Below are 20,641 nucleotides of genomic sequence, written 5' to 3'. Positions count from 1 at the left end.
AGAGGCAGACGCATGAAACCCGACGAATTGATAATTAGCTCAATAACAGCCCCCGGGAGACTCCCAAGCGAATTCGCTCATCTAAGTGAATTAAATGTCGTAGAGTTTTCTCGACAAGGCAACGCTGTCATTTACGCCCCGAATGGAAGCGGCAAATCGACAATTGCCCACGCGCTCTGCGGCACTCCTGGCTCATCGATGCATTGCGAAGGCGTTTTTTCTGGCTCTCAATTCTCTTCGTTAAACGGGAGCAAAGAGTTCTACCTGATCAAAGATCAAGACGGTCGAAATGTAGCCGAGCTGCCAGGAAGCCGCGCTCTTCTTTTGGGAGACGATGTTGCGAGAGAGCTGGAGTTAGACGATTTGCTCACCGACAAATTCCAAGCGATGAAAAAAGCTTTGAAGTCGGAATTCGCAAAGGTTGGCTTAACGGTCAAAGGCAACACCCTTGCCGCGAAACTCAAGGAAGCCGATCCTGATCTCGTTGAGGCAATCGACCTCGTTTTCGGCAATTCAACCACCCGCGAAAAACTCTTCGACTTCATGGATCAAGCTTGTTCCAAATGGTATGTCAGCAATCCCTTCGAAGGTGTCGGCCGTATTAAAGGACATAGCTCGCGCGACTGCTTAGCCGACAAAGACGGAGGAAGCGCATATAAAACCATTGCTGCAAAAAATGACTCCGCAACCCCTGAAAGGGTCGCAGAAGCCGGCAACCTGCCACTGTATGAGAAAGAGGCGGAACTGCTCCTTCAATTCCAACCCGATATGCAAGACTGCCCGACGTGCGGAGCAAAATGGAGCGGATGGAGCGACGCTTATCGGAATCTTCAACAAAAAATTGATAACATAACCGGAACGCTTAACGATAAGCAACAGAAGATAATTGGAGCTCTCTCTCAAACTAATCCTAATCTATTTAAGGCATACACGCACTTCCTCGAAAATGGCGATGCGGCTCCTCTCGAGAGAGAACTCGAGAACATCCAGAATGACATCCGAGAAGCGGCCCAGTTCGCAAAATTCACCTTAGCGAAAGCGATTCGGGAAAGCGGTTGTGTAGTATTGTGGAAGGAATATAAAGAAATACGCAACAAAGTAGGCTTTGACAACGCATGGGAGGATATTGAGCTCATGAGAGAGGTAGCTTCAAGCTATCTCGGCAAAACACTCGACATTCAAGTTACTTCAGGGAATAATCTCAAGATCGAACTTTCCTCTTCCGAGCTTCCAAGTCATCCGCAGGAGTTTCCGCTCAGTACCGGAGAAAAAAACTTTCTCTCGCTTTTACTCGATCTGACGAGGGCAAAGAGATCAAATACCAGCTGTATAGTGATCGATGATCCCGTTTCTAGTTTCGACTCTATCTTTAAAAACCGTATCGCATACCTCATTTTGGATATGCTCAAGGACAAAAAGGTCATTGTTCTTACTCACAATCTCGAACTCGTGAGACTCCTGCACGAGCAACATCAAGACTGCTTCAACTTGTATATGCTCGCAGCTTCGGAGGGCGGACTGAACGGTTTCGAGCCGGTAAATCGAAATGAGATAGGCCTTCTTCTTTATGCAGACAAACTGCCGAAGCTCCTGCCCGATCATGGGTCTCTGGGAATTAAAGACAATGAGTCTTTTCTTATTTCTTTGATTCCCTATATTCGCTCATGGGCCAATTTGACGGGAAAAAGCGAGGCTTACGAACGATGCTGCGCGCTGATGCACTGCAAACATCAAGACGCATCGCCGGTCGAGATAGCGCCCCTGTTTAATGAAGTATTCAAAGGTGATTTGATCGACGATACAGCCGCGCTCCCCTCTGACTTAGCAGAAAAAAACCTCGAAACCCTTCCGGAGACTATCGTTGACGAAAACCTTTATCCCCTCTTGAATCGAACGCTCATTCACAACTATGCATTCTATCTGTTAAGGCTAAAGGTAGAACACGCCTTATTAAGCTACTGTCCTGACGCATCGCTGCCTTCGAAACCAAAACTATATAACTATATCAGCGCCTGCTTGAGAGACAGCGAAAACGAATACGAAAAACGTTGGCGCCGAAAGATGCTATCCAAAAAGACGCTACTTAATAGCTTTAGTCATTATGAGTGGAATGTTAATGTCTTCCAGCCAGCTATAGATATCAGCGAAAAAACGCTTACTTCGGAGATTCAGGAGGTTCTCGCCATGGTTGATGAGATAATAAATATCAACCGAATATAGCACCCGCTAAAGCTTAGACAGGCCAGATGGAACTAGCTCAACCATCAAATAGGCAAATGATTTGACACGTATTTACCCGGGTCATTGCTCTATCCATCAATCGTCACCAAACAGACCCCTCTACAGCATTGCGCCCAAGGAGCCGGCAGAGACTCTCGACCGACTCAACACCCCACCCTGCTCGTGCGCCTTCGCGCGAAAGTGCAAGCTAATCAATTCCGGCTCCACATGCGGAGCCGGAATTGAAAATATCGAAAAGCGCAGCGCCCTCCAAAGCCGCCGCATGACTGCTTTCTGACGAGGACGTGAAAGCCATTCTGGATGGCTACACACCTTGAGGAGGAGCTTGAACGCGTCTAGGGCGCCGTGATGCTCAGGACGCGGGAGAACTCCGCTCATAAATCGAACGCAGAGCTCGAATCCGCCGCCTTAGCAGCATTCGCAAAGCGTAAAGAAAAGTTGAGCGCCATCGTTGATGATGACTAGCGGCGATGCTCAAAGAAGTCATCGGAATCGTATCGGGAGTCGACAGTATCTCCGAGAATGCACGTTTGTTCGGGCTCTTCCTAATAACTTGGGGGATGTTTCGATTTCGGACATTTAGGTCGCCTCCCTCATCTTTCCCCCCAGTTCTGAAAAACATTCCCAGCCTTCAAATATTGTTGGGTGGTATGCACCTGTCCTACAATTGATGCGATCGGCGCGTGAAAACACCTTGATCGCTGCGGGCACGGGCGTGCCCACGCGCCGGTAAGGCAGGCGGCGAGGGGAGACGACACTCCCCCGCACCGCCCTATGGCAACCCGCGTCCGCGGTAGATCGGAGCAATGCCATGGAGCACAGGATGACACCAAGGGAAAGGGCTTTCTGCCCGCAACTGACGCCGCACTCGTCGAGCGGGCGTTCAGGTTCGAAGTGTTAAGCGAAGAGGACCTCGAGGCGCTCGAGCAGCTCACGCACGTATGCGACGCGCTCTTCTGCCCAGGCGACTTCATATCCCCCTGGGATGCGATCAGACATGAGCTCATCACAGGCTGTCCCGGCATCTGTGGGGCATACTGCCACCAGCTTATCTTGAAGGGGCGGCAGCTATGGTGAGCGCACGCAAGCCCAGGATCAACGAAGTGCTGGAGGCCTCTCAAGACTACAAGGCGGTCAAGTTCAGCCGACAGGGAGACTACGATGCGGCTTATCTGCGCCGCGAAGTACGAGAGTGAACGTGTCACATATGCAGCGGCCATGCCCACATCAAAGGACGCCGCTGGAGAAAGGTCTGGCACACACCTGCCCGCAACTGCCCACTCATGCCCATGATCGAGGTCACGCGCATGCAGTGCACGAAATGCGAGAAGTCTTGGAACGAGCGCCACGAGATGATCGGCACGGCTTCCATCCACATGAACGTCGATGCGCAGGATGCGATCTTGCCGGCCTTATGGACAAGAAGCCGGTTAAGGCGATGAGCGAGAAGAACGGCCCGAGCCCTCATATGGTGAACTGCGTGCTCGATCAGGCAGTGCTTGATGCGAGCTACTTGCCCGAGACGCTCTGCATCGACGAGTTCAAGGCCAACACCGACGAGGGCAAGATGGCCATCGCCATAGCCGATGGCGGCGCCGGATACCTGGTCGATATCCTGCCCAAGCTCACCGGCAAATGCCCGGACGGCTTCTTTGGCGGATTCAGCGCCAAGAAAAGATCCCACGTGCGTTTTACTGCTTGGGCATGAACCCTTTGTTCATGCGCACTAAGAAGGAGTGGTTTCCGGACGCCATCTTTTGCATCGACCGCTTTCATGTGGTCAAGATCGTGAGCGGAGCATTCAACGACAAGAGGAAGCGCGTGCAGAAGGACGAGGGGCTGCCCGTCTCGCTTCGCAAAGAGATCAGAGGTGCCTGGAAGTTTTTCCTGATGCGACCCGAAGATCTCGAGCATATCGCCTTCACCTACGCGGAGCGCCTGGCCACTAACGGAGCCGCCCTCACGTCCACGCTCGTTTTGACAGAAAAAGAGATAGCCGATCTTTCTCACCTCAAGCCCCGAAAAGCGCGCACCGCCAAGGTTGCACGCCTGCTCGAAGCCGACCCCGACCTCAAGTGCGCCAACGAGCTCATGCACCTGTTTCGCGACTGGTCGGACATGCCGTGGTGCGCAGACAAGCGTGATTCGCTTTCCAGATGGATTTCCCTTGCGCAGCGAAGCAACATCTTCGAGATGAAGCGGTCCGCCAAGACGCTCAAGCGCAACCGCGAAGGTGTGCTGAACGGTTACAAGTTCAACAAGACCAACGCCACCGCCGAAGGTCTCAACAATTCCATCAAGGTGATGAAGCGGATGAACTATGGGTTCAAGACCTTCAAGCGCATGAGGAGGCGCTGTCTGCTCTCGCTCGGCTACATGCGCGTCATCAAGCGCGGCATGAAGCTCAAACGACGTGAAGTTCGAGGATCCAAGACACTAGGGAGCCGTCATCAACACCCAGGAGGTGAAGCAAGTGAACGACATCGCGCTGCTGCGCAAAGAGAAGTTGGTGCGTATGGCCTAGACATGCCGCTTCGGCACTGAAGATCGAATCTGTCAAAGAACGCCTTGTCGAGGGCGAAGTTTCCTGTGCCCAAAATCCCAAGCTAGACAATGACGAGCATAGTTCTGCAATTCTCTAATAAGTCCATGCTTTTCTTTTTCGTCGTCCGATCCAGAATATATGCTGACCACGCCAATCGCATTCCCAAAGCAACTCAATCCCCCGAATCAAAAGCGGGTATGGATCTCGACAGCGCTCCCTCAGCTTTCAGCCCATCAAGTCTCTTTTTATTTGGGTCGTGGATATTTCAGGCGTTCTCGGCAAGTAAACGACCTCGCATCCTTCATCTTCCAGATAGTCGAACTTTCCAGCCCAGTCATCGCCTATCACAAATGTATCGATTTGATATCGGCGCACATCTTCCACCTTCTGATCCCACGATTCCTCGGAAATAACCAGATCGACGTAGCGAATCGCCTCTAATAATGCCTTGCGCTTCTCAAAAGAGAAGTAGCACTTCTTTCGCTTCTCGTTCCAGTTGAACTCGTCGGTCGAGAGGGCAACGATTAAATAATCGCCCCTTTGCTTTGCACGTTGGAGAAGGTTGATATGCCCATAGTGCAGCAGATCGAATGTGCCATAGGTGATAACCCGTTTCATTCTCTTCCTCCCACTCCGGACAATTTAACTGGAACGGAGTCGCCGAATATCCAGCATACGATCAATGCACGCATCAGTAGCGTTCCCACCACAGCCGGCAAACGCTTCAAAAAAGGCTTTCGATTTGGCAGACTCCTCGACATCGTCCATCGACACCAGATGGGAGAGGAGATCGTCCTCGTTGAAAAAAGTCGTGAGGTGCTCCCTGATATCGAAATAAATGCCACGCGACGCGCGATATTCTTCAAAGTCGTATGCGAAGCAGATGATCGGCTTTTCGAGCCCCGCATAGTCGAACAAGATGCCCGAATAGTCGGTAACCAACACGTCGGCGATAAAAAGAAGTTCATTTACACACGGATACTCTGAGCAATCCAAAACCCTGTTACCGAATTCGAACCCTGTCACCTTGGTTGTGATGGAGTGCGCTCGAAACAAAATCACAGAATCCGCTCCGAGCATCTCCCTCCATTTGCCTATCGAAACAGGGGGCTTTATGCCGTAGCTCAAACCTCCGTCCGCGCTTTCTCTCCAGGTTGGGGCGTAAAGGACTACTCTTGCAGTAGGGGGGATCCCCAGCTTTGAACATATCTTTTCACGGTTTCCGTCTTTTGCCAAGCGGTACAGCTCGTCTTCGCGAGGGCGACCGCATTTCAAAATCGAAGCAGGATTGGCGTTAAAATCTCGCATCATAATTTGCGAGAAATAGTCCCCGTCGGAGGTTATGAGATCGACATGGGAGAAATCATAATCGAATCGTCCATCAACGGCATTTCCTATCGTTTTTAACGGAGTGCCGTGCCATGTGTTCACGTAAATGGTTTCGGGCTTCTTGAACCTGAGCCCTCTCTCGATATTCACATTCGTGATCCAATATCTTGCCTTAAGCGAGCAAACAAAGTAGGCCAGACTATTCATTTTGACGCAGCGCGTTCTGGGCAAGTTGAATTTTTCCGGCTCGACGAACGCCCAAGCGAAGCGGAACTTCTCGCAATCGCTTCTTTCGAGCATTTGCTCGAAAATCGCCTTTGGGCTATCGTCGAAGCGCTTGCCGCCGAAAGAAGATATCAAGACAAGATCGTCATCGGTCCTGACAAATAGGCCCATGAAGCGAAACAAAGTCGACATCGCAACTCGATAGAGCCAAAGAAGGGCCTTGTTATGCTTCAAGGCGTATTCAATCCTGTTCATAAACGCGAGCCGATCTTTCATCGCCGTATTCCCTCAACCAGATGACGCTCATATATTTCCCGGTACTCTTCTCGCACGTTGGACAATGAGAATTCCTCGACGGACGCCCGGTTGCGTTCGCCCATCTTTGCGCGCAATCCTTCCGATGCGGCCAGCCTTCTGATCGCCTCGGCGTATGACTGCGGGTTGAGAGTTTCGCAAATGTAGCCGCCCACTCCGTGGGCAACGAGGTCTTGATTGCCACGAGCCTGGGACAGAACACAGGGAAGCCCATGGGACATTGCCTCCATGACGGATCTCGATAAGCCCTCGCGAATCGAAGAGAGGACGAATATATCAATTTCGTTGAGCAACTCTGACACGTCGAGCCTATAGCCGAGAAAATGCACCCGATCCGCCACTCCGAGCCGATCGGCACGTTCTTTCAGACGACTCAAATCCGGCCCATCCCCCGCAACGACGTAGTGGATGTTGCGATCAGGCACCAAGCTGATCGCCTTCAGAACCGTCTCGATATTCTTGTTGGAATCGACTCTCGCAGCCGAAAAACATAAGGTTTTGCCTTCCAGTGAAAGGGCTTTGCGCAATCCCGCAGTCTTCCCACGATCAACCTGCGCCTCGATGCCCGCGCCATGGACTTTGTACAGCCGACCGCCATTGCGAAGCTTGAATTTCCTGGCAGCTTGATAGTCCATCTCGTTGATCGTCACGAGGGCATCAGTGCACCTCGCAAGAAGACTTTCTTCCATGCGGAAAACCATCCCACTTACTCGAGGCGCGCCTTCGAAGAACAGGAATCCGTGCGCAGTGTAGATCACAGGCGCTATTCCCATTTTTTTTGCGACAACCCTCCCAAGCAAGCTGCCGATGGGAGTGTGGCAGTGCATCGCCTCGATCGAATTCTCCGCGACGGCCCGGCACAATTGGCGATAAGCCTTCACGTTGGTCTTGTTCAGAGGATTCGAAGTCAAATCGATTTGCACGATATCGCACGGAATAGTCGATATATCCCCGACGTACGAATTGAAATTAGCAGCCCAAAAAACCTTATGCTCAAGCTTTTCCAACAAGGAGAACATCATCTTGTTGCTTTTGCTCAACGCGAAAACCTGATTGGTCACGTAAAGGACGTTCATCCGCGAAGCCTATTGTGCTTCAAAGCCGCAGTGCGGATACGACGCCTGAGCATCTTAGGAGCATGCAGCACGTCGAAACGCTCCTCGAAGACATCGATCACGTCGAAACACCCGAGCCGATTGAAGGTATGAACCCTTTGAAACGATGCTTCTTCCGCAACGGAAACGGAATCGGCATCGATCACTCGCACGGGCCTGCGAGCCGCGAACCCAGCCGTATGATCGAAGGGGAACAGCCCAATGGACTCGCCATACTTTTCTCGGCAGTCTTGAACCGGAATGAGCGACCGGCCGTCGACGGTAAGCGGCAAGCCGGCTGGCCGACAATAATCCTCGCCATAGGAAGACGAATCGCATCTCACGAGCCTCATTTCGTCGAGCGAGAACTCGATGAGGAAAACCCGGTAGCAATCATCGGCCTTCTGGTATGAGACCAGCTCCAATGCCCCACCCTCGATTTTCGTCAAAGTCGTGTCCGCGAAATTGCCGCCAGAGGCAATTTCTGCCGTAAATTCCCATTCAAGCGGGAAATTCGCGGAACGATACAAGCCGATTCGTCCGCCTTGCCCAGATTCGGGAATCATATAAAACGAGCCCTCATGAGCGAACACCATCGGATACGAAAGATGAAAAGGCTCCTCGATGACTTGCCTCATGGGCGTGAATTCGCCGTTGCGGTATTCCGACACGCCGATCACCCCCTTCTCTTTTGCGTTTATGAAGTACTCCGCGAAGAGAAACAGGCGATCACCATGGCTAAAGAGGAACGGGTCGGCTATCCACCCATTTGGCGGATTGGGGACGACAGAAAACGGCAGATCCAGCTCGAGCCGGTCGTCCTCCTCTCGTCTTTCTCGAAAGCAAACATGCCAGCTACCGCCTCGAAACAGTTTTATCATCCAGCAACCTTACGAATCGCGTTCGACGATGGGGGGGGGAGATTGGGCATTCGCATTGCTTGCACCCGCCCGAAGCCTAGTCAAGCGAAGCACCTGCATCAGCGAGCAAGTCAAACAGCCGGGTCGCAACCACTTCGATCTCTTCCTCATGCAAATAGGGCCCCATGGGGAGACTCAAGACCGTTCCGCACAGCCTTTCGGTTTCAGGACAACCATTCGGGCAAAGGTGCGCGTCCTCGAACGCCTTTTGCTCATGCATGGGCTTGGGGTAGTAGACCATGGTGGGAACGCCGGCATCCTTGAGATGCGTTTGGAGCCGATCGCGATCGACGCCTACGGGCAGCTGGACGGTGTAAACGCCCCAGCTGCTTGAAAACCCTTCGGGAACCTGGGGCAGCACGCAATCGATCCCGCACAGCACTTCACTATAGCGCCGTGCCGCGCGATCGACCGCCTCAAGCTCATAGCTCTTGAAAGCGTCGAGCTTCACTTCAAGGATTGCCGCCTGCAGGGCATCGAGGCGGCTGTTCATTCCGATGCGCACGTTGTCGTATTTCGTCGCACCCTTCCCATGCACCGCCAAGCTTCGCATAAGGATGTCCCACTCGTCATTGTCGGTGAATACGGCACCCCCGTCCCCATAGCAGCCAAGCGGCTTGCCGGGGAAGAAGCTCGTCGTGGAGATGTCTCCGAAAGAGCACGCCCTCTTGCCTCCTATCGAACCTCCGAAACCTTGCGCCCCGTCTTCGAGCAGCCGCAGTCCGTAGCGTTCGCAAACCTGTCGAATAGCCTGGTAATCCGCAGGAAGGCCGTAGAGATCGACCGCGACGCAAGCCTTCGGAACGAGATCGGTTTCCTCCAGCACATGCTTCACTGCGCCCTCAAGGGAAGATGCGTCGAGATTGAACGTCAGCGGATTTACATCGACGAACACTGGCACGGCCCCGACAACCGGAACGACCTCGCCGCTCGCGAAAAAGGTGAAATCCGGAACGAACACCGCGTCTCCGGGCCCCACGCCCCACGCCATAAGCGCAAGCTGGAGGGCGTCTGTACCATTCGCGCAGGTGAGGCAGTGCTTGACCCCGCAATAATCCGCCAGCTCGGCTTCCAACTCCACGACGCGCCTTCCCCCTATGAAGGAGGCTTCTTCGCACGTTGCCCGCATGGCCTCGTCGATCCTCGATTTCAATGCAGCGTACTGTCGCGTTAAATCCCTATACTTCATGCACCCAGCCTTTCCTATCGGATCCGACGAGAAGACTATCTAGCCTCAACTATCTCTCCGGCCGTCAGAACGTACTTGCGGCCGCATTCGGGACACGCCATGTCATCGGACAAAACGCCCCCGCATTCGCACACCCAACCCCTCCTGCGCGCAGGAACCCCCAGCATGAGGGCGTGGGCGGGAACATCGCTGGTCACAACCGCACCCGCGCCGACGAGCGCCCGTCTTCCGATCTCGTGCCCACATACAATGGTGGCATTCGCGCCGATGGAGGCACCTTCACGTACAACAGTTGGCTTCCAACCCTCAGGCCCTTTGAAAGCGTCGGCTCGGGGGGTCGTATCGTTGGTGAAAACGCATGAAGGCCCGCAGAAAACGTTGTCTTCAAGCGTGACCCCCTCGTAGACCGACACGTTGTTCTGAATTTTCACGCCATCGCCTATGCAAACGTTGTCGGCAACATTGACGTTTTGACCGAGCGTGCAGTTGCGACCTACCCTCGCCCCAGCCTGAACATGGCTGAAGCACCACACCTTGGTTCCCTCTCCGATCTTGGCGCCTTCATCGACAATGGCGCTCGGATGGATGAACACGCCTTCCATCAGAACTCGCCCACCATGTCCAGGCTTGCGAAATCAACAAGCGGCAACTCCACGGGCAAGCCGGTTTTCTGGCTCTTGTAGATGGCGAGCACTATTTCGAGGGCATCGCTGCCAGCCTGGGCATCAACATAGGGCGCACGATCGTCCCTTATCGCCTCGACGACATCGGCGTACAGCAAGGCATGGCCGTTGCCGTAAACGTTGGAAGTGGGCTCTTTGAGACCCGCGAGGCCCGAATCGCCCTCGCGCCTGTCAGCGAAGTCCCACACATCGATATCGTTGGTCGACGTGCCTCCGATCTTGATCGTGCCCGTCTCACCGAATAAGTACAGCGTTTCCTCGAGGTTTTTCGGGAACACGTTCACCGTTCCCTCAACGGTTGCCACAGACCCGTCATCAAACGTCAAGACGGCGACCCCGACGTCCTCGGCCTCCAGATACTCGTGAAAGCGCTGACGCATCTGCGCATACACGGAAACAACCTTGCCGCCCATCATCCAACGCAGAAGGTCGATTCCATGTATACATTGGTTCATGAGGCAGCCGCCATCCTGAGCCCACGTTCCCCTCCAAGGGGCTTGGACGTAATACCCTCTGCCACGGTTCCATCGCACATGGATGGAACCGTGCGACATGCGCCCGAAGCGCCCTTCATCAAGAGCGCGTCGCGCATGCTGCACGGCAACGTTGAAGCGGTTTTGATGGCAAGCAGACGCTTTGACACCCCGCTCGTTCGCCCTACGGACGATTTCACCTGCATCGGCCATGGAGAGGGCGATGGGCTTCTCGATGATCACATTTCTGCCGGCGTCGATGCAATCAAGCGCAATGTGGGCATGCTCACCGCTTTCGGTAGCAATGGCGATCAGCTCGATATCGGCATGCTCGGCGAGCATTTCCTGGTAGCTCGAGAAAAAAGCGGGGGCAAGGCCCTTCCATTCCGCGCGCTCGAGCAGGCCTTCGGCCTTGCCGGGCACGATATCGCAAAGGGCCGCCAGCTCAAGTCCATTGGCTTCCACAGCCCTTACGTGGTTCAAGGCGATGCGCCCGCAACCGATGATCGCGCATTTCATGTTACAGCACCTCGATGTTCTCTCGCGGGAGCACGTCTTTCATGGCGTTCTTGGTGTCGAGAACGGCCTTTGCGTGCTTTTGCACGAACGCATAGTCAATGTTGGTGTGCGCACACGTTACCAAAACAAGATCGGCCGCAGCGATCGCCTCGGCCGACAGCTCGGGAACGGATTCCTTGACGGTTCCTTTATATTGGTATCGAGGTATCCAAGGATCGAAGTAGGATACCAGGGTTCCGCGCCTCTCCAAACGCTCCACGACCCGCAACGCAGGGCTCTCGCGGTAGTCGTCGATATCCTGCTTGTAGGCAACGCCCAGCACGAGCACCTTGGCGCCGTTCATCGCCTTGCCCGCTTCGTTGAGAATACGAGCGGCGCGCGAGGCCACCCACTCGGGCATGGAATCGTTCACGGTCATGGAAGCCTCGATCATCGAGGTATGGAATCCGTACTCCCGCGCCTTCCATGACAGGTAGTAGGGATCGAGCGGGATGCAATGGCCTCCGAGCCCCGGGCCGGGATAGAACGCCGTGAAGCCGTAAGGCTTGGTCTTGGCAGCGTCGATGACCTCCCACACGTTGATGCCCATGCGATCGCAGAGCATCGCAAGCTCGTTGACCAACCCGATATTGATATTGCGGTAGGTGTTCTCCAGAATCTTCTCCATCTCGGCAACAGCCGGGCTGGACACGCGGGTGACACCCCCTTCGAGCACGGCCTCGTAGACTGCGGCTATGCACTCGAGCGCATCAGCTCCGACAGCCCCCACGACCTTGGGGGTGTTCTTGGTCTTGTAGACAAGGTTCCCAGGATCCACGCGCTCGGGGGAGAATCCGAGATAGAAACCCTCGCCGCACTTCATGCCCGACCCCTTCTCAAGGATGGGCAGGATGAGCTCCTCCGTCGTGCCCGGATAAGTGGTCGACTCGAGCACGACCATGCACCCGGGCTTGAGATGAGGGGCTATCTCCCGCGCCGACGCCTCCATATAAGAGGTATCGGGCATCTGATGATCGTCGAGCGGCGTTGGCACGCAAATGGCAACGAAGTCGCACTCTGCCACGCGCGAGAAATCCGTCGTCGCATCGAGGGCTCCCTCTTCCACAAGCCTTGCCAGATCCTCCTGCACGACGTCGCCGATATAGTTCTCGCCACGGTTCACCCTGTCGACTTTGTCGCCTTGAACGTCGAAGCCGATCGTGCGAAAGCCTGCTTTGGCCTTTTCCACCGCAAGCGGCAAGCCGACGTATCCAAGGCCCACTGTTCCGCAAACGAGCCCGCGCGAGCCGATCCTCCTCAATATGCCATCTTTCAAGATAGTCCTTCCTCGTGTCTTACTACCACCCGCTCGAGGGCCTCGCCTATTTCCTCCGCAATGATTTCAGGGGAATACATTTGCCGGATCTGCGAAGAAATATCTTCCAAGTTGTACCTGTCGTACGAGAGCCTGATCGCGCGCATCGCCTGCGCCAGGGCATCGACGTCGTCAACATCGACCAGCACGCCGAAATCAGCTTTCCAGCCTTGCTCGATGCCTCCGTTGCGCGTGGAGACGACAGGACGCCCGCAAGCCAAGGCCTCCCGGTAAACAATCCCAAACGTTTCACAACGGCTTGCGAGGACGAAGCAATCGCACTCGCCGTACTCTCGCAATGCGGCAGCCTCATCGAGAAACCCGAGCATCTTGATCTGACATCCTCGTCCTGAATCCTTGATGAGCCTTTGCAAGGACTCCTCTTCTTCCCCTGAACCGCCAATGCGAAGCCTCACGTTTTCCTCTTCCGAAAAAGCTGAGCAAAACGCTTTGATCAGAACATCGAATCCTTTAATCTTGCGAAGCATTCCAAGCGAGAAAAAGGAGAACTCCTCCTTTTTCTTTGGCGTTATGAAGCAAAAGGACCCCGAGATCATGTCGGGAATAACGTCTATGCGCTTGCCCGAGGGATTGATTCGATCGAGCGCCCCCTTCAAGCTGTCGGACACACAGTAGAACGAGTCGGCAGAGGTTATCGTGTCGCTCACGATGCGCGCGCAACCTTTCCGAATGGTCCCTTGGGCAATCCCGCTGAAATGCTCCATCACCACAACAGGCAGGTTTTTGCTCTTTCCAAGCTCGCAGGCCGCATATCCGGCAGGAAATGCAAAATGCGCGTACAGGACATCCGGCATGCGTCCGTTCGCGTAGCAGATATCGAACAGCTCCTCGATCTGCCGCAGCACCGTCCTTGAAGACGTCTTGGGAAAATAAGTTGTCGCCTTCCTGAAGCAACGGGACGCATAGCAATTGAACCCGTCTTCTTCTATGAAATCGAAGTTGGGACCCTGGGCGATCCTCCCTCTTCCCAATGCCGCCAGAACCGCTACTTCATGCCCCTTCCTCGACAAAGCCCGGCATTGCTCTCTAACGAAGACTCCGTCTGCACTGCCTTCGTAAGGGTAGGCGGCGGTAATCACGCAAATGTTCACTCGGCGACACCAGGCCCTCTGCCGGAATCGACTATGATGCGTGCCGGAACCCCAACTGCGGTAGCCCCAGGCGGCACATCCGAAAGGCATACCGTGTTTGCGCCGATCTTGGCTCCATCCCCTATCGAAATCGGGCCAATAGTCACAGCCCCTGCGCCGATGATCACATCTTTTCCAATGACTGCACCTCCGGGCGGATACCCTTCCCCCCGCCCTCCCGCAATCGTCACGTTTTGACAAATGACGCACCTCTCACCCACCACGGCTTTTTCATGAATAACCACGCCAAGACCGTTGTGCATCAAATAAGCCGAACTGCTTAGTTGCGCCGAAGGAGGTATCTGACAAGAACATACAACTCTGTTCAGAGCGGCAAAAACAAGGGACACCCTTCGGAAGCCTTTCGCGTACGCGCCATGGGCTAATCCGTACAGCTTCATGGACAGATTTCTCTTCATCGCTCGTTCTCCTCGGTTCGACGGAAAAAGGTCTTTGCGATATCGAGCAAATAAGAAACGTCGTTTCTGAACACGACGCAAAGAACCAAGAGCAGTATCGCTGGGCAGATATACTGCAGAACGGTGCCGCAGAAGGCATAGCTTAAAACCGCCCCGGCAAAGAGCAGCAAAGTGCCCATGCAGGTTCGATATGTGCTCTCTATGCTGGCGTAGTATTTGCCCCCCAGATAACTGCGTATCGCTAGCACGATAAGAGAGGATATCGCGACGGAGAGGGCAGCGCCGACCAAGCCGAAGAGGGGCACAAGGATGCATGCCAACACCAGATTCGCCGCTATCCCGAAAACGTAGTGGACGATATTCAAATAGCTTTTCTCGGAAATGTTGATTCCTATCCCGCTCGCTTCCGCAATCGTTGAGCAAATGGGCGCCAACAGCAAAAGGGGCATGAACGCCTTCCCTGCTTGATAGGACTCGCCGACGAGAAGGTAAAGAACATCTTGGAACAAGATGAGCACAAGGCCAATGGCGACCAATGCATACACCAAGACGTCCTGAACCCTTTTGATGGCACCTGCCTTGTCTCGGTAGTTGTCATAGACGAAGGGCACCCAGAACGTATTGAAGCCCGATTGCACAAGCGCCATGGCGCCGGCGATGCTCACCGCGCTCGAGTAAATGCCCACCGACGAATAGCCGATCATCCCTTGAATGACGAAAATTGGTATAGACGAGTTCGCCCAAGACAAAAGGGAAGTTGGCATAAGGGGCAAGCCGAACCTTAAGACCATCTTCGAATCATCGGAAACCGGTCCGACCAGCTTTACTCTAAAGTTCTGCCTTACTGCCAACAAGCCCGAAGACACGGCGACGATGAGGACATAGGCAACGACCATAGACGCGATGGCTGCCCAGAAATCCGGTCTCCAAACTCCAACAACGCTATAAGCGAGCTTGTTGGCAAACGACATGGAAATGAGAAGCACCGAATAAGAAACCACCCGATAGCTCATTCGCTGGATAAGGCTGATGTATCGGCATGCCATTTGCGAGAAAACGTACAGTACGAGAAACACGGCGATAGAAAACGACGCTTCGCCGACGATGTACTCCGTAATCGACCTCCATGCCACGAGCGTTACTGCCGCGACGGCGACAAACGCGTAGAACGACAAGGAAAAGCATACATTGAACAGTCGACCTGTCCAATTTTTTTGGCCATCCCCTTCGCCGAAGTAGCGGCAAAACGATTGATCGACCCCTAAATATGCGACATAGGCCAAGGCGGTTCCGACGGTGATGAACAAGTTGATTTTTCCCAGTTCAGAAGCTGCGAACACACGCGTGTTGATCACGGTCGCAAGAATCGTGATCACGAGGCCGGCGTAAGAGCTCACAGAGAAACCGAGGAGGTTTTTAACAAACGCGATGGCGCCTTGATGCCTCTGCGCGCTCATGAGCGAGATCCTACCTTCCCCCGTGCGCTCAAGACGTCGACTTCAATGGCCGGCTTGCCCTGCTGATAGGCATAGCAGAAGAGAATCGCGAGGATAACCCATACGCAGTGTATTCGCAGCATGCTGCTCGAGGTGAAGCTCACCATGAGGAAGAACACAGGGAAGGCCGTGAGCAGCACGCGATTCATCAAGCCGCCCCTTTTTGCGAAAGTGGAGAAAAAGGGCATCAAGAGAGCGAACAGCGAAGCGAAGACCACAATACCGTAATCGGACAACAGCTCGAAAACGGAGCAATGCGGACTATACCCCATGATCTCCAAAGTCGCTCCAGGCCCATTCCCTATCAGGAAGCCAGGGTTCAATGAAAGGAGGACCGTGTCCGTGATCCTATCGACGCGAAACAAGTCATCGGCAGTCGTCGTGGACAGGCTCTCACCGCTCAGGGATACCAATGCCGAGTAAATTGAATCGAGAAAAAGTGCCGTAATTATTGCGACGATACCGAAAACGCAGATCAGAAACACTTTATACGTTCTTTTCGAATCACGATCACCGATTTTCGAATACAAGCCCAATCCGGCAGAAAGCAGAAGAAGAACCGCTATCGACACGTTGCAAAGACGCGACCCGATTTGAACCACTAGGACTAAGAGGATAAAGGCAATCAGATATTTCGTTTTCGCCCGCATGGTTATCAACACCGCAGGAATCATAAGGCTAAGCAGCGTCGCGTTGTCGTTGATGTTCACCTGAAAGCCTGCTGCAAGGCTGCTGAACATTCTCCGATATCGCTCATCGAAGTTCACATAGTGGATTCCCGTATATGTTTCTATAACGCATGCGATTATAGTGATGAGCACGCAGGCAATCAGAGCCTTTGAATACAAAGAAAGCACGTCTTTCTTTTTCAAGGCGGTGCATGCGATGAGGTAAATGAACAACGAATTCGCACAAGACGAGAAATATATCGTCATATTGCTGTTGTCGAAATGGAGAGCCAAGTCGAAAGTGGCAAAGAGGATCCAAGAAAGAGCGAAGAAGTGAAGCGGGGTATCCGGCTTCTGGCGAAACATGGTGCCCGCTTCGAAAATGACGGCTACTGCCAGAAAGGCAAGGTAAACGGGAACGATCCCAGCAATTTTGTAAATGTCGCCGAAAGCAACGCTGATTATCGCCAAGGAAATCAGCAATTCGCCGACGGTGTATTTTTCTAAAAAGGCGAGCACAACTAGCTCATGACAAGCTTGTCGATGATGGACTGGTAGTGAAAGGAAGCCTTTTCAAGTGAAAAATTCTCCGAAGCGAATTCTCTTGCGCTTGCCTCGATATCCTCCCACTGCGATGCCTGGAACCTGATGCATGCTAAAAGCGCTTCCGACAATTCCTGACTGTCCAGCCCGATCAAATGGCCGAACCGCGGTTTGACTATTGCGTCGGTACTGCCGACGTTCGTCGCGATGCAATAGCAGCCAGAAGCTATTGCCTCAAGCAGCGACTGCGAGGGATAGTTTTCTTTCGTCTGGAGCGAACAGAACACTTTCGCGCGAGGAGTGACTTCTTCCATTCTTTTGTAGCCACCGAGCTGAAGAACGTCCGAGCATTGCGTCTCCTCGATCATTCGCTCGATCGCTTCGCTTTGCTCGCCGACTCCGCAAATCAATGCGCGATACCCGCATTCCCTCAAGGAATACCGGATGCGTATGACCGCCTCCGCGAATAGGATCGGGTTCTTCTCCGGAACAAGCCTTCCGGAGAAAAGAATCATGTTTTGCTTTTCACTTCTCGCAAGATAGCCGCTCATCATGGGCAAAGAGCACGGAGTGACCGAGACGGGCTTTTTCGGAAAACGCCGTTCGAGAATGGCTTTGGTATTCGGATACAAGGTGTCCAGCCAATTCGAAGGAAGGACGTTCAACAGCATAGGAAGTGCATGCCATCTTTTTTTGAACGACCAATTGGCGTAAGGAACGGTAACGAGCATAAGAAGCCTCTTGCTGCGAGCCAGGCACGCGGCAAGGATTCCATCTTTGGTGAGCATCATGCAATCGTCGTAGCAAACTACGTCGAAATGCTCTTTGACCAAATACCTCATTAAGGCATAATGGCTGCTTACATACTCGACCATACTCCAATGTGAAACGTATTTCTCCAGATAACCCCGCATCTCTTCCTCGGGGTTGTATCCCCTGATGACGATTTTCACGTCATATGCCTCTTCATCCATGCCCGAGAAGATGCTGCACAACCGATGCTCGGCACCTCCGATCCCACGCCATGGACTTCGTTTTTTTCCCAGAGGCAGATACAGGGCAACTTTGATTCGACACCGGCCTGCCTCCTCTTCACAAGGAGATCGACCTTCGTCAAAACCCATGCTATTTTCCATGGATTGCCTCATTACCTTCATAGCAGTCCGATTTTCAAACGCACATGCAGGCTCAAAAGCCAACTCGTAAACAGTAACGATGCGTCACCGCGCACCGTCCCCGGTGAAGACCGTTTTGAGCGTCTTCACGATGATCGAGAGATCCATCTTGACGCCACGGTGCCTGATGTACTCCATGTCCAGCAGCACCTTCTCCTTGGGCAGGAGGGCGTAGCCGCCCGTCACCTGTGCCAGCCCGCTGATGCCAGGCTTCACGAGCGTGCGGTGATGCCAACCGTGGATGCGCTTCTCGAACTCCTCGCAGAAGGCGGGGCGCTCGGGCCTGGGGCCGACAAGGGACATGTCACCCCTGACCACGTTCCAGAACTGGGGGATCTCGTCCAGGCGCGTTCGGCGCAGCTTCTTGCCGAAGGGGGTCACGCGCGGGTCGCCGTCGGCTGCCCACTGCGCACCGCGCACCTCCGCATCGGAGTACATGGAGCGAAACTTGTAAATAAAGAACTCCCGACCTCCCAGACCCACGCGCCTCTGGGCGTAGATGGCGGGACCGGGAGACTCGGCCTTTATCTTGACAGCTATCACGGCCATGGGGACGGCGAGGACGGCGAGCGCGCCCGCGCACGACACCAGGTCGAACGCGCGCTTGGCGAGGCGGTAGCCCGGGCCGCCGCCCACCTCGGGCTCCTCGAGCTCCACGACATCATCGCCGGGCAGCAGAGCCTCGAGGACGTCGCGCGGAATGGGGCTCTCAAGGGCCTCGTCGTAAGCTACGGCTCCCAGATCCGCGACGGCCAGAACTCCCTCTTCCCCGTCGACAACCACCGTATTTTCCTCGATGGTCACGCAGCCGCCTTTATTTGGTGGGCTGTTTCGCACACAGAGCGCATGGCTGATTCGTCCTGCCTGGCAGAAGGTATCGCAAAGAAATCTCGTCGCTATGCGACAAGGGAATGCTATTTCTTTTCAGGCCTTCGGCCGACAATCGCTAGTCCTATCTCTACGTTGATGGTTCTTCCGAACATGTTCACTTCGATGCGGGCGGTTCCTTTGCGGCGGTTGACCTCGGTGATCCAGCCTTCGCGGTTGATCATGGGGCCTTCGGTTACCACCACCTTGTCGCCTTCGTATACGGCCTTCGACAGGCTGATAGTGCGGTGCTTCTCGGTGGTGAAGGCGTTGATGAACGCCTTCTCGGACCGATCGAGGGGGATGAATGATTTCTCGCTGCCGAGCATGCGGGTGAACGTTGGGATCCTGACCAGACGGTCGTTCAGCTCGTCCACACGATTGGTGACGGCTATCACGTAGCCGGGGAACAGGTTGCGCGTGAGGGTGCGGTACTGGCCGTGGAACTTGCGCTCCACCTGGTAGCGCGGCACGAAGCACTCTTTGAGAACGGGTCTGCCGTCCTTCGAGCGCTGCCCCGCCGCATGCAGGTTGATGAGCTCGCACGCCTTGTCCTCCTGCCCGGAAAGAACCTGAATCACATACCACATGGAGGGCCTCCTCGCTCAGGCGGACATAGCTTCGCCATTCGGGCCTGCGGCCCGCGGCATCGAGAGTATTCATTCCCCTGGTTCCGCTTGGCCCGCCGATGGCACCGCCTGCGCTTGCTCAGGATATGTTCGCTGCGGTTTCCCGCTGGGAGCCCAACGCCTTGCGCCTTGGGCTCCCAGCGGGAAACCGGGGTCGTGCTAGTTCTTCACCGGGACGTTCAGCGCGGCCTGCAGCACGCAGTCGCCCTCGCCCCCTTCGTCGAAGCGGAGGTAGGCCATCCGCTTGTGGCGGTTGATCTTGCGCACGCGGCCCTCGCAGCCGCGCAGCGGGCCCCGCTCCACCTGCAGGACGCCGCCCTCGATGCGGCCCTCGCTCGCGCGCAGCACGTGCGCCTCGTCGAGGACCGACTCGAGCCACGCCTGCACGCTCGGCGAGAGCGGCGCGTAGGTGCGGCCCCGCCTGCCCACGAGCGGTGCCGGGAACGACAGTTGCCCGAGCGCCTTGGCAAGCGCGCGCACGTCGCGCGTGGAAACAAACACGTACTCGCTGAACATGGGGTGCACGACGATGCGCCAGGCGCCCTCGCGCTTCATGTACCGCTCGTACTTGGGAACGAAGCAGTCCTCCACGAGGTCGGAGCCGAGGAGCTGGCGGCACTTGCCCGCCACCGCGTCCTCGCGGCCTTCGGGCACATGGATGGCGTACCAGCGCAGGTCGCCGTCTCGCAACGGCCCTTCCGACAGGAAACCCGTCGGCAAACCCTCGCGCTGCCGTGCCTCCGTTGCCATTACGTCCTCTCCCATGCTCGCTCGCATGATCGGATGCTGCGACCGTCGGTGCACGT

General features: G+C 54.8%; 20 protein-coding genes. 4 read left to right on the top strand and 16 right to left on the bottom strand.

Annotation, left to right across the window (positions count from 1 at the left end):
- Positions 1 to 12 precede the first annotated feature (12 nt).
- From LB310_RS07395 to LB310_RS07380, 4 genes are all read left to right on the top strand, one after another.
- Complete coding sequence (locus tag LB310_RS07395) at positions 13 to 2,220, top strand: AAA family ATPase (RefSeq protein ID WP_301154813.1); 2,208 nt, start codon at positions 13 to 15, stop codon at positions 2,218 to 2,220.
- 1,091 nt (positions 2,221 to 3,311) lie between these two features.
- Entirely contained in the window at positions 3,312 to 3,437 is a 126-nt protein-coding gene (locus tag LB310_RS07390; protein WP_301154812.1) for a hypothetical protein, read from the top strand.
- A 242-nt stretch (positions 3,438 to 3,679) separates the two neighbouring features.
- Positions 3,680 to 3,949, top strand: coding sequence for a hypothetical protein (locus LB310_RS07385; protein WP_301154811.1), 270 nt, complete (start codon positions 3,680 to 3,682; stop codon positions 3,947 to 3,949).
- Positions 3,950 to 3,960: 11 nt separating this feature from the next.
- Entirely contained in the window at positions 3,961 to 4,785 is an 825-nt protein-coding gene (locus LB310_RS07380) for a transposase (protein WP_301154810.1), read from the top strand.
- Positions 4,786 to 5,011: 226 nt separating this feature from the next.
- Here LB310_RS07380 and tagD read toward each other — a convergent pair whose 3' ends face one another.
- The 16 genes from tagD to LB310_RS07300 all read right to left on the bottom strand — a co-directional run bounded on the left by tagD (position 5,012) and on the right by LB310_RS07300 (position 20,585).
- On the bottom strand, positions 5,012 to 5,404 hold the full coding sequence (gene tagD, locus LB310_RS07375) for a glycerol-3-phosphate cytidylyltransferase (RefSeq protein WP_301154809.1): 393 nt from the start codon (positions 5,402 to 5,404) through the stop codon (positions 5,012 to 5,014).
- Between the two features lie 24 nt (positions 5,405 to 5,428).
- Positions 5,429 to 6,616, bottom strand: coding sequence for a CDP-glycerol glycerophosphotransferase family protein (locus LB310_RS07370; RefSeq protein ID WP_301154808.1), 1,188 nt, complete (start codon positions 6,614 to 6,616; stop codon positions 5,429 to 5,431).
- Complete coding sequence (locus LB310_RS07365; RefSeq protein WP_301154807.1) at positions 6,613 to 7,731, bottom strand: glycosyltransferase; 1,119 nt, start codon at positions 7,729 to 7,731, stop codon at positions 6,613 to 6,615. The genes LB310_RS07370 and LB310_RS07365 overlap by 4 nt, the downstream gene beginning before the upstream one ends.
- On the bottom strand, positions 7,728 to 8,630 hold the full coding sequence (locus LB310_RS07360; RefSeq protein ID WP_301154806.1) for a hypothetical protein: 903 nt from the start codon (positions 8,628 to 8,630) through the stop codon (positions 7,728 to 7,730). Before LB310_RS07360 ends, LB310_RS07365 begins: the two co-directional genes overlap by 4 nt.
- Before the next feature lie 76 nt (positions 8,631 to 8,706).
- Complete coding sequence (locus LB310_RS07355) at positions 8,707 to 9,858, bottom strand: DegT/DnrJ/EryC1/StrS aminotransferase family protein (RefSeq protein WP_301154805.1); 1,152 nt, start codon at positions 9,856 to 9,858, stop codon at positions 8,707 to 8,709.
- 35 nt (positions 9,859 to 9,893) lie between these two features.
- On the bottom strand, positions 9,894 to 10,460 hold the full coding sequence (locus tag LB310_RS07350) for an acyltransferase (protein ID WP_301154804.1): 567 nt from the start codon (positions 10,458 to 10,460) through the stop codon (positions 9,894 to 9,896).
- Positions 10,460 to 11,533, bottom strand: coding sequence for a Gfo/Idh/MocA family protein (locus LB310_RS07345; RefSeq protein WP_301154803.1), 1,074 nt, complete (start codon positions 11,531 to 11,533; stop codon positions 10,460 to 10,462). Before LB310_RS07345 ends, LB310_RS07350 begins: the two co-directional genes overlap by 1 nt.
- Before the next feature lies 1 nt (position 11,534).
- Positions 11,535 to 12,833, bottom strand: a complete 1,299-nt coding sequence (locus tag LB310_RS07340) for a nucleotide sugar dehydrogenase (protein WP_301154836.1) — start codon at positions 12,831 to 12,833, stop codon at positions 11,535 to 11,537.
- An 11-nt stretch (positions 12,834 to 12,844) separates the two neighbouring features.
- Entirely contained in the window at positions 12,845 to 13,987 is a 1,143-nt protein-coding gene (locus LB310_RS07335; protein WP_301154802.1) for a glycosyltransferase, read from the bottom strand.
- A gap of 8 nt (positions 13,988 to 13,995) precedes the next feature.
- Positions 13,996 to 14,457 (bottom strand): serine O-acetyltransferase, encoded by a 462-nt coding sequence (locus tag LB310_RS07330; protein ID WP_301154801.1) that lies wholly within the window; start codon positions 14,455 to 14,457, stop codon positions 13,996 to 13,998.
- A complete protein-coding gene (locus tag LB310_RS07325; protein WP_301154800.1) occupies positions 14,454 to 15,914 on the bottom strand; it encodes a lipopolysaccharide biosynthesis protein in 1,461 nt (486 codons plus the stop codon). Before LB310_RS07325 ends, LB310_RS07330 begins: the two co-directional genes overlap by 4 nt.
- A complete protein-coding gene (locus LB310_RS07320) occupies positions 15,911 to 17,140 on the bottom strand; it encodes a hypothetical protein (protein WP_301154799.1) in 1,230 nt (409 codons plus the stop codon). The genes LB310_RS07325 and LB310_RS07320 overlap by 4 nt, the downstream gene beginning before the upstream one ends.
- Positions 17,141 to 17,142: 2 nt before the next feature.
- Positions 17,143 to 18,288, bottom strand: coding sequence for a glycosyltransferase family 4 protein (locus LB310_RS07315; protein ID WP_301154798.1), 1,146 nt, complete (start codon positions 18,286 to 18,288; stop codon positions 17,143 to 17,145).
- Between the two features lie 96 nt (positions 18,289 to 18,384).
- Positions 18,385 to 19,143, bottom strand: coding sequence for a sugar transferase (locus LB310_RS07310; protein ID WP_301154797.1), 759 nt, complete (start codon positions 19,141 to 19,143; stop codon positions 18,385 to 18,387).
- A gap of 110 nt (positions 19,144 to 19,253) precedes the next feature.
- Entirely contained in the window at positions 19,254 to 19,796 is a 543-nt protein-coding gene (gene loaP / locus LB310_RS07305; protein WP_157006657.1) for an antiterminator LoaP, read from the bottom strand.
- A 198-nt stretch (positions 19,797 to 19,994) separates the two neighbouring features.
- Positions 19,995 to 20,585, bottom strand: coding sequence for a transcription termination/antitermination NusG family protein (locus LB310_RS07300; protein ID WP_301154796.1), 591 nt, complete (start codon positions 20,583 to 20,585; stop codon positions 19,995 to 19,997).
- Positions 20,586 to 20,641 lie beyond the last annotated feature (56 nt).

The organism is Gordonibacter sp. RACS_AR49 (genome assembly GCF_030418435.1).
In the GTDB taxonomy this organism is placed as follows: Bacteria; Actinomycetota; Coriobacteriia; order Coriobacteriales; family Eggerthellaceae; genus Gordonibacter; species Gordonibacter urolithinfaciens.
The sequence above is the reverse complement of the archived record's forward strand: the minus strand, read 5'-3'. Positions and strand labels throughout refer to the sequence as shown.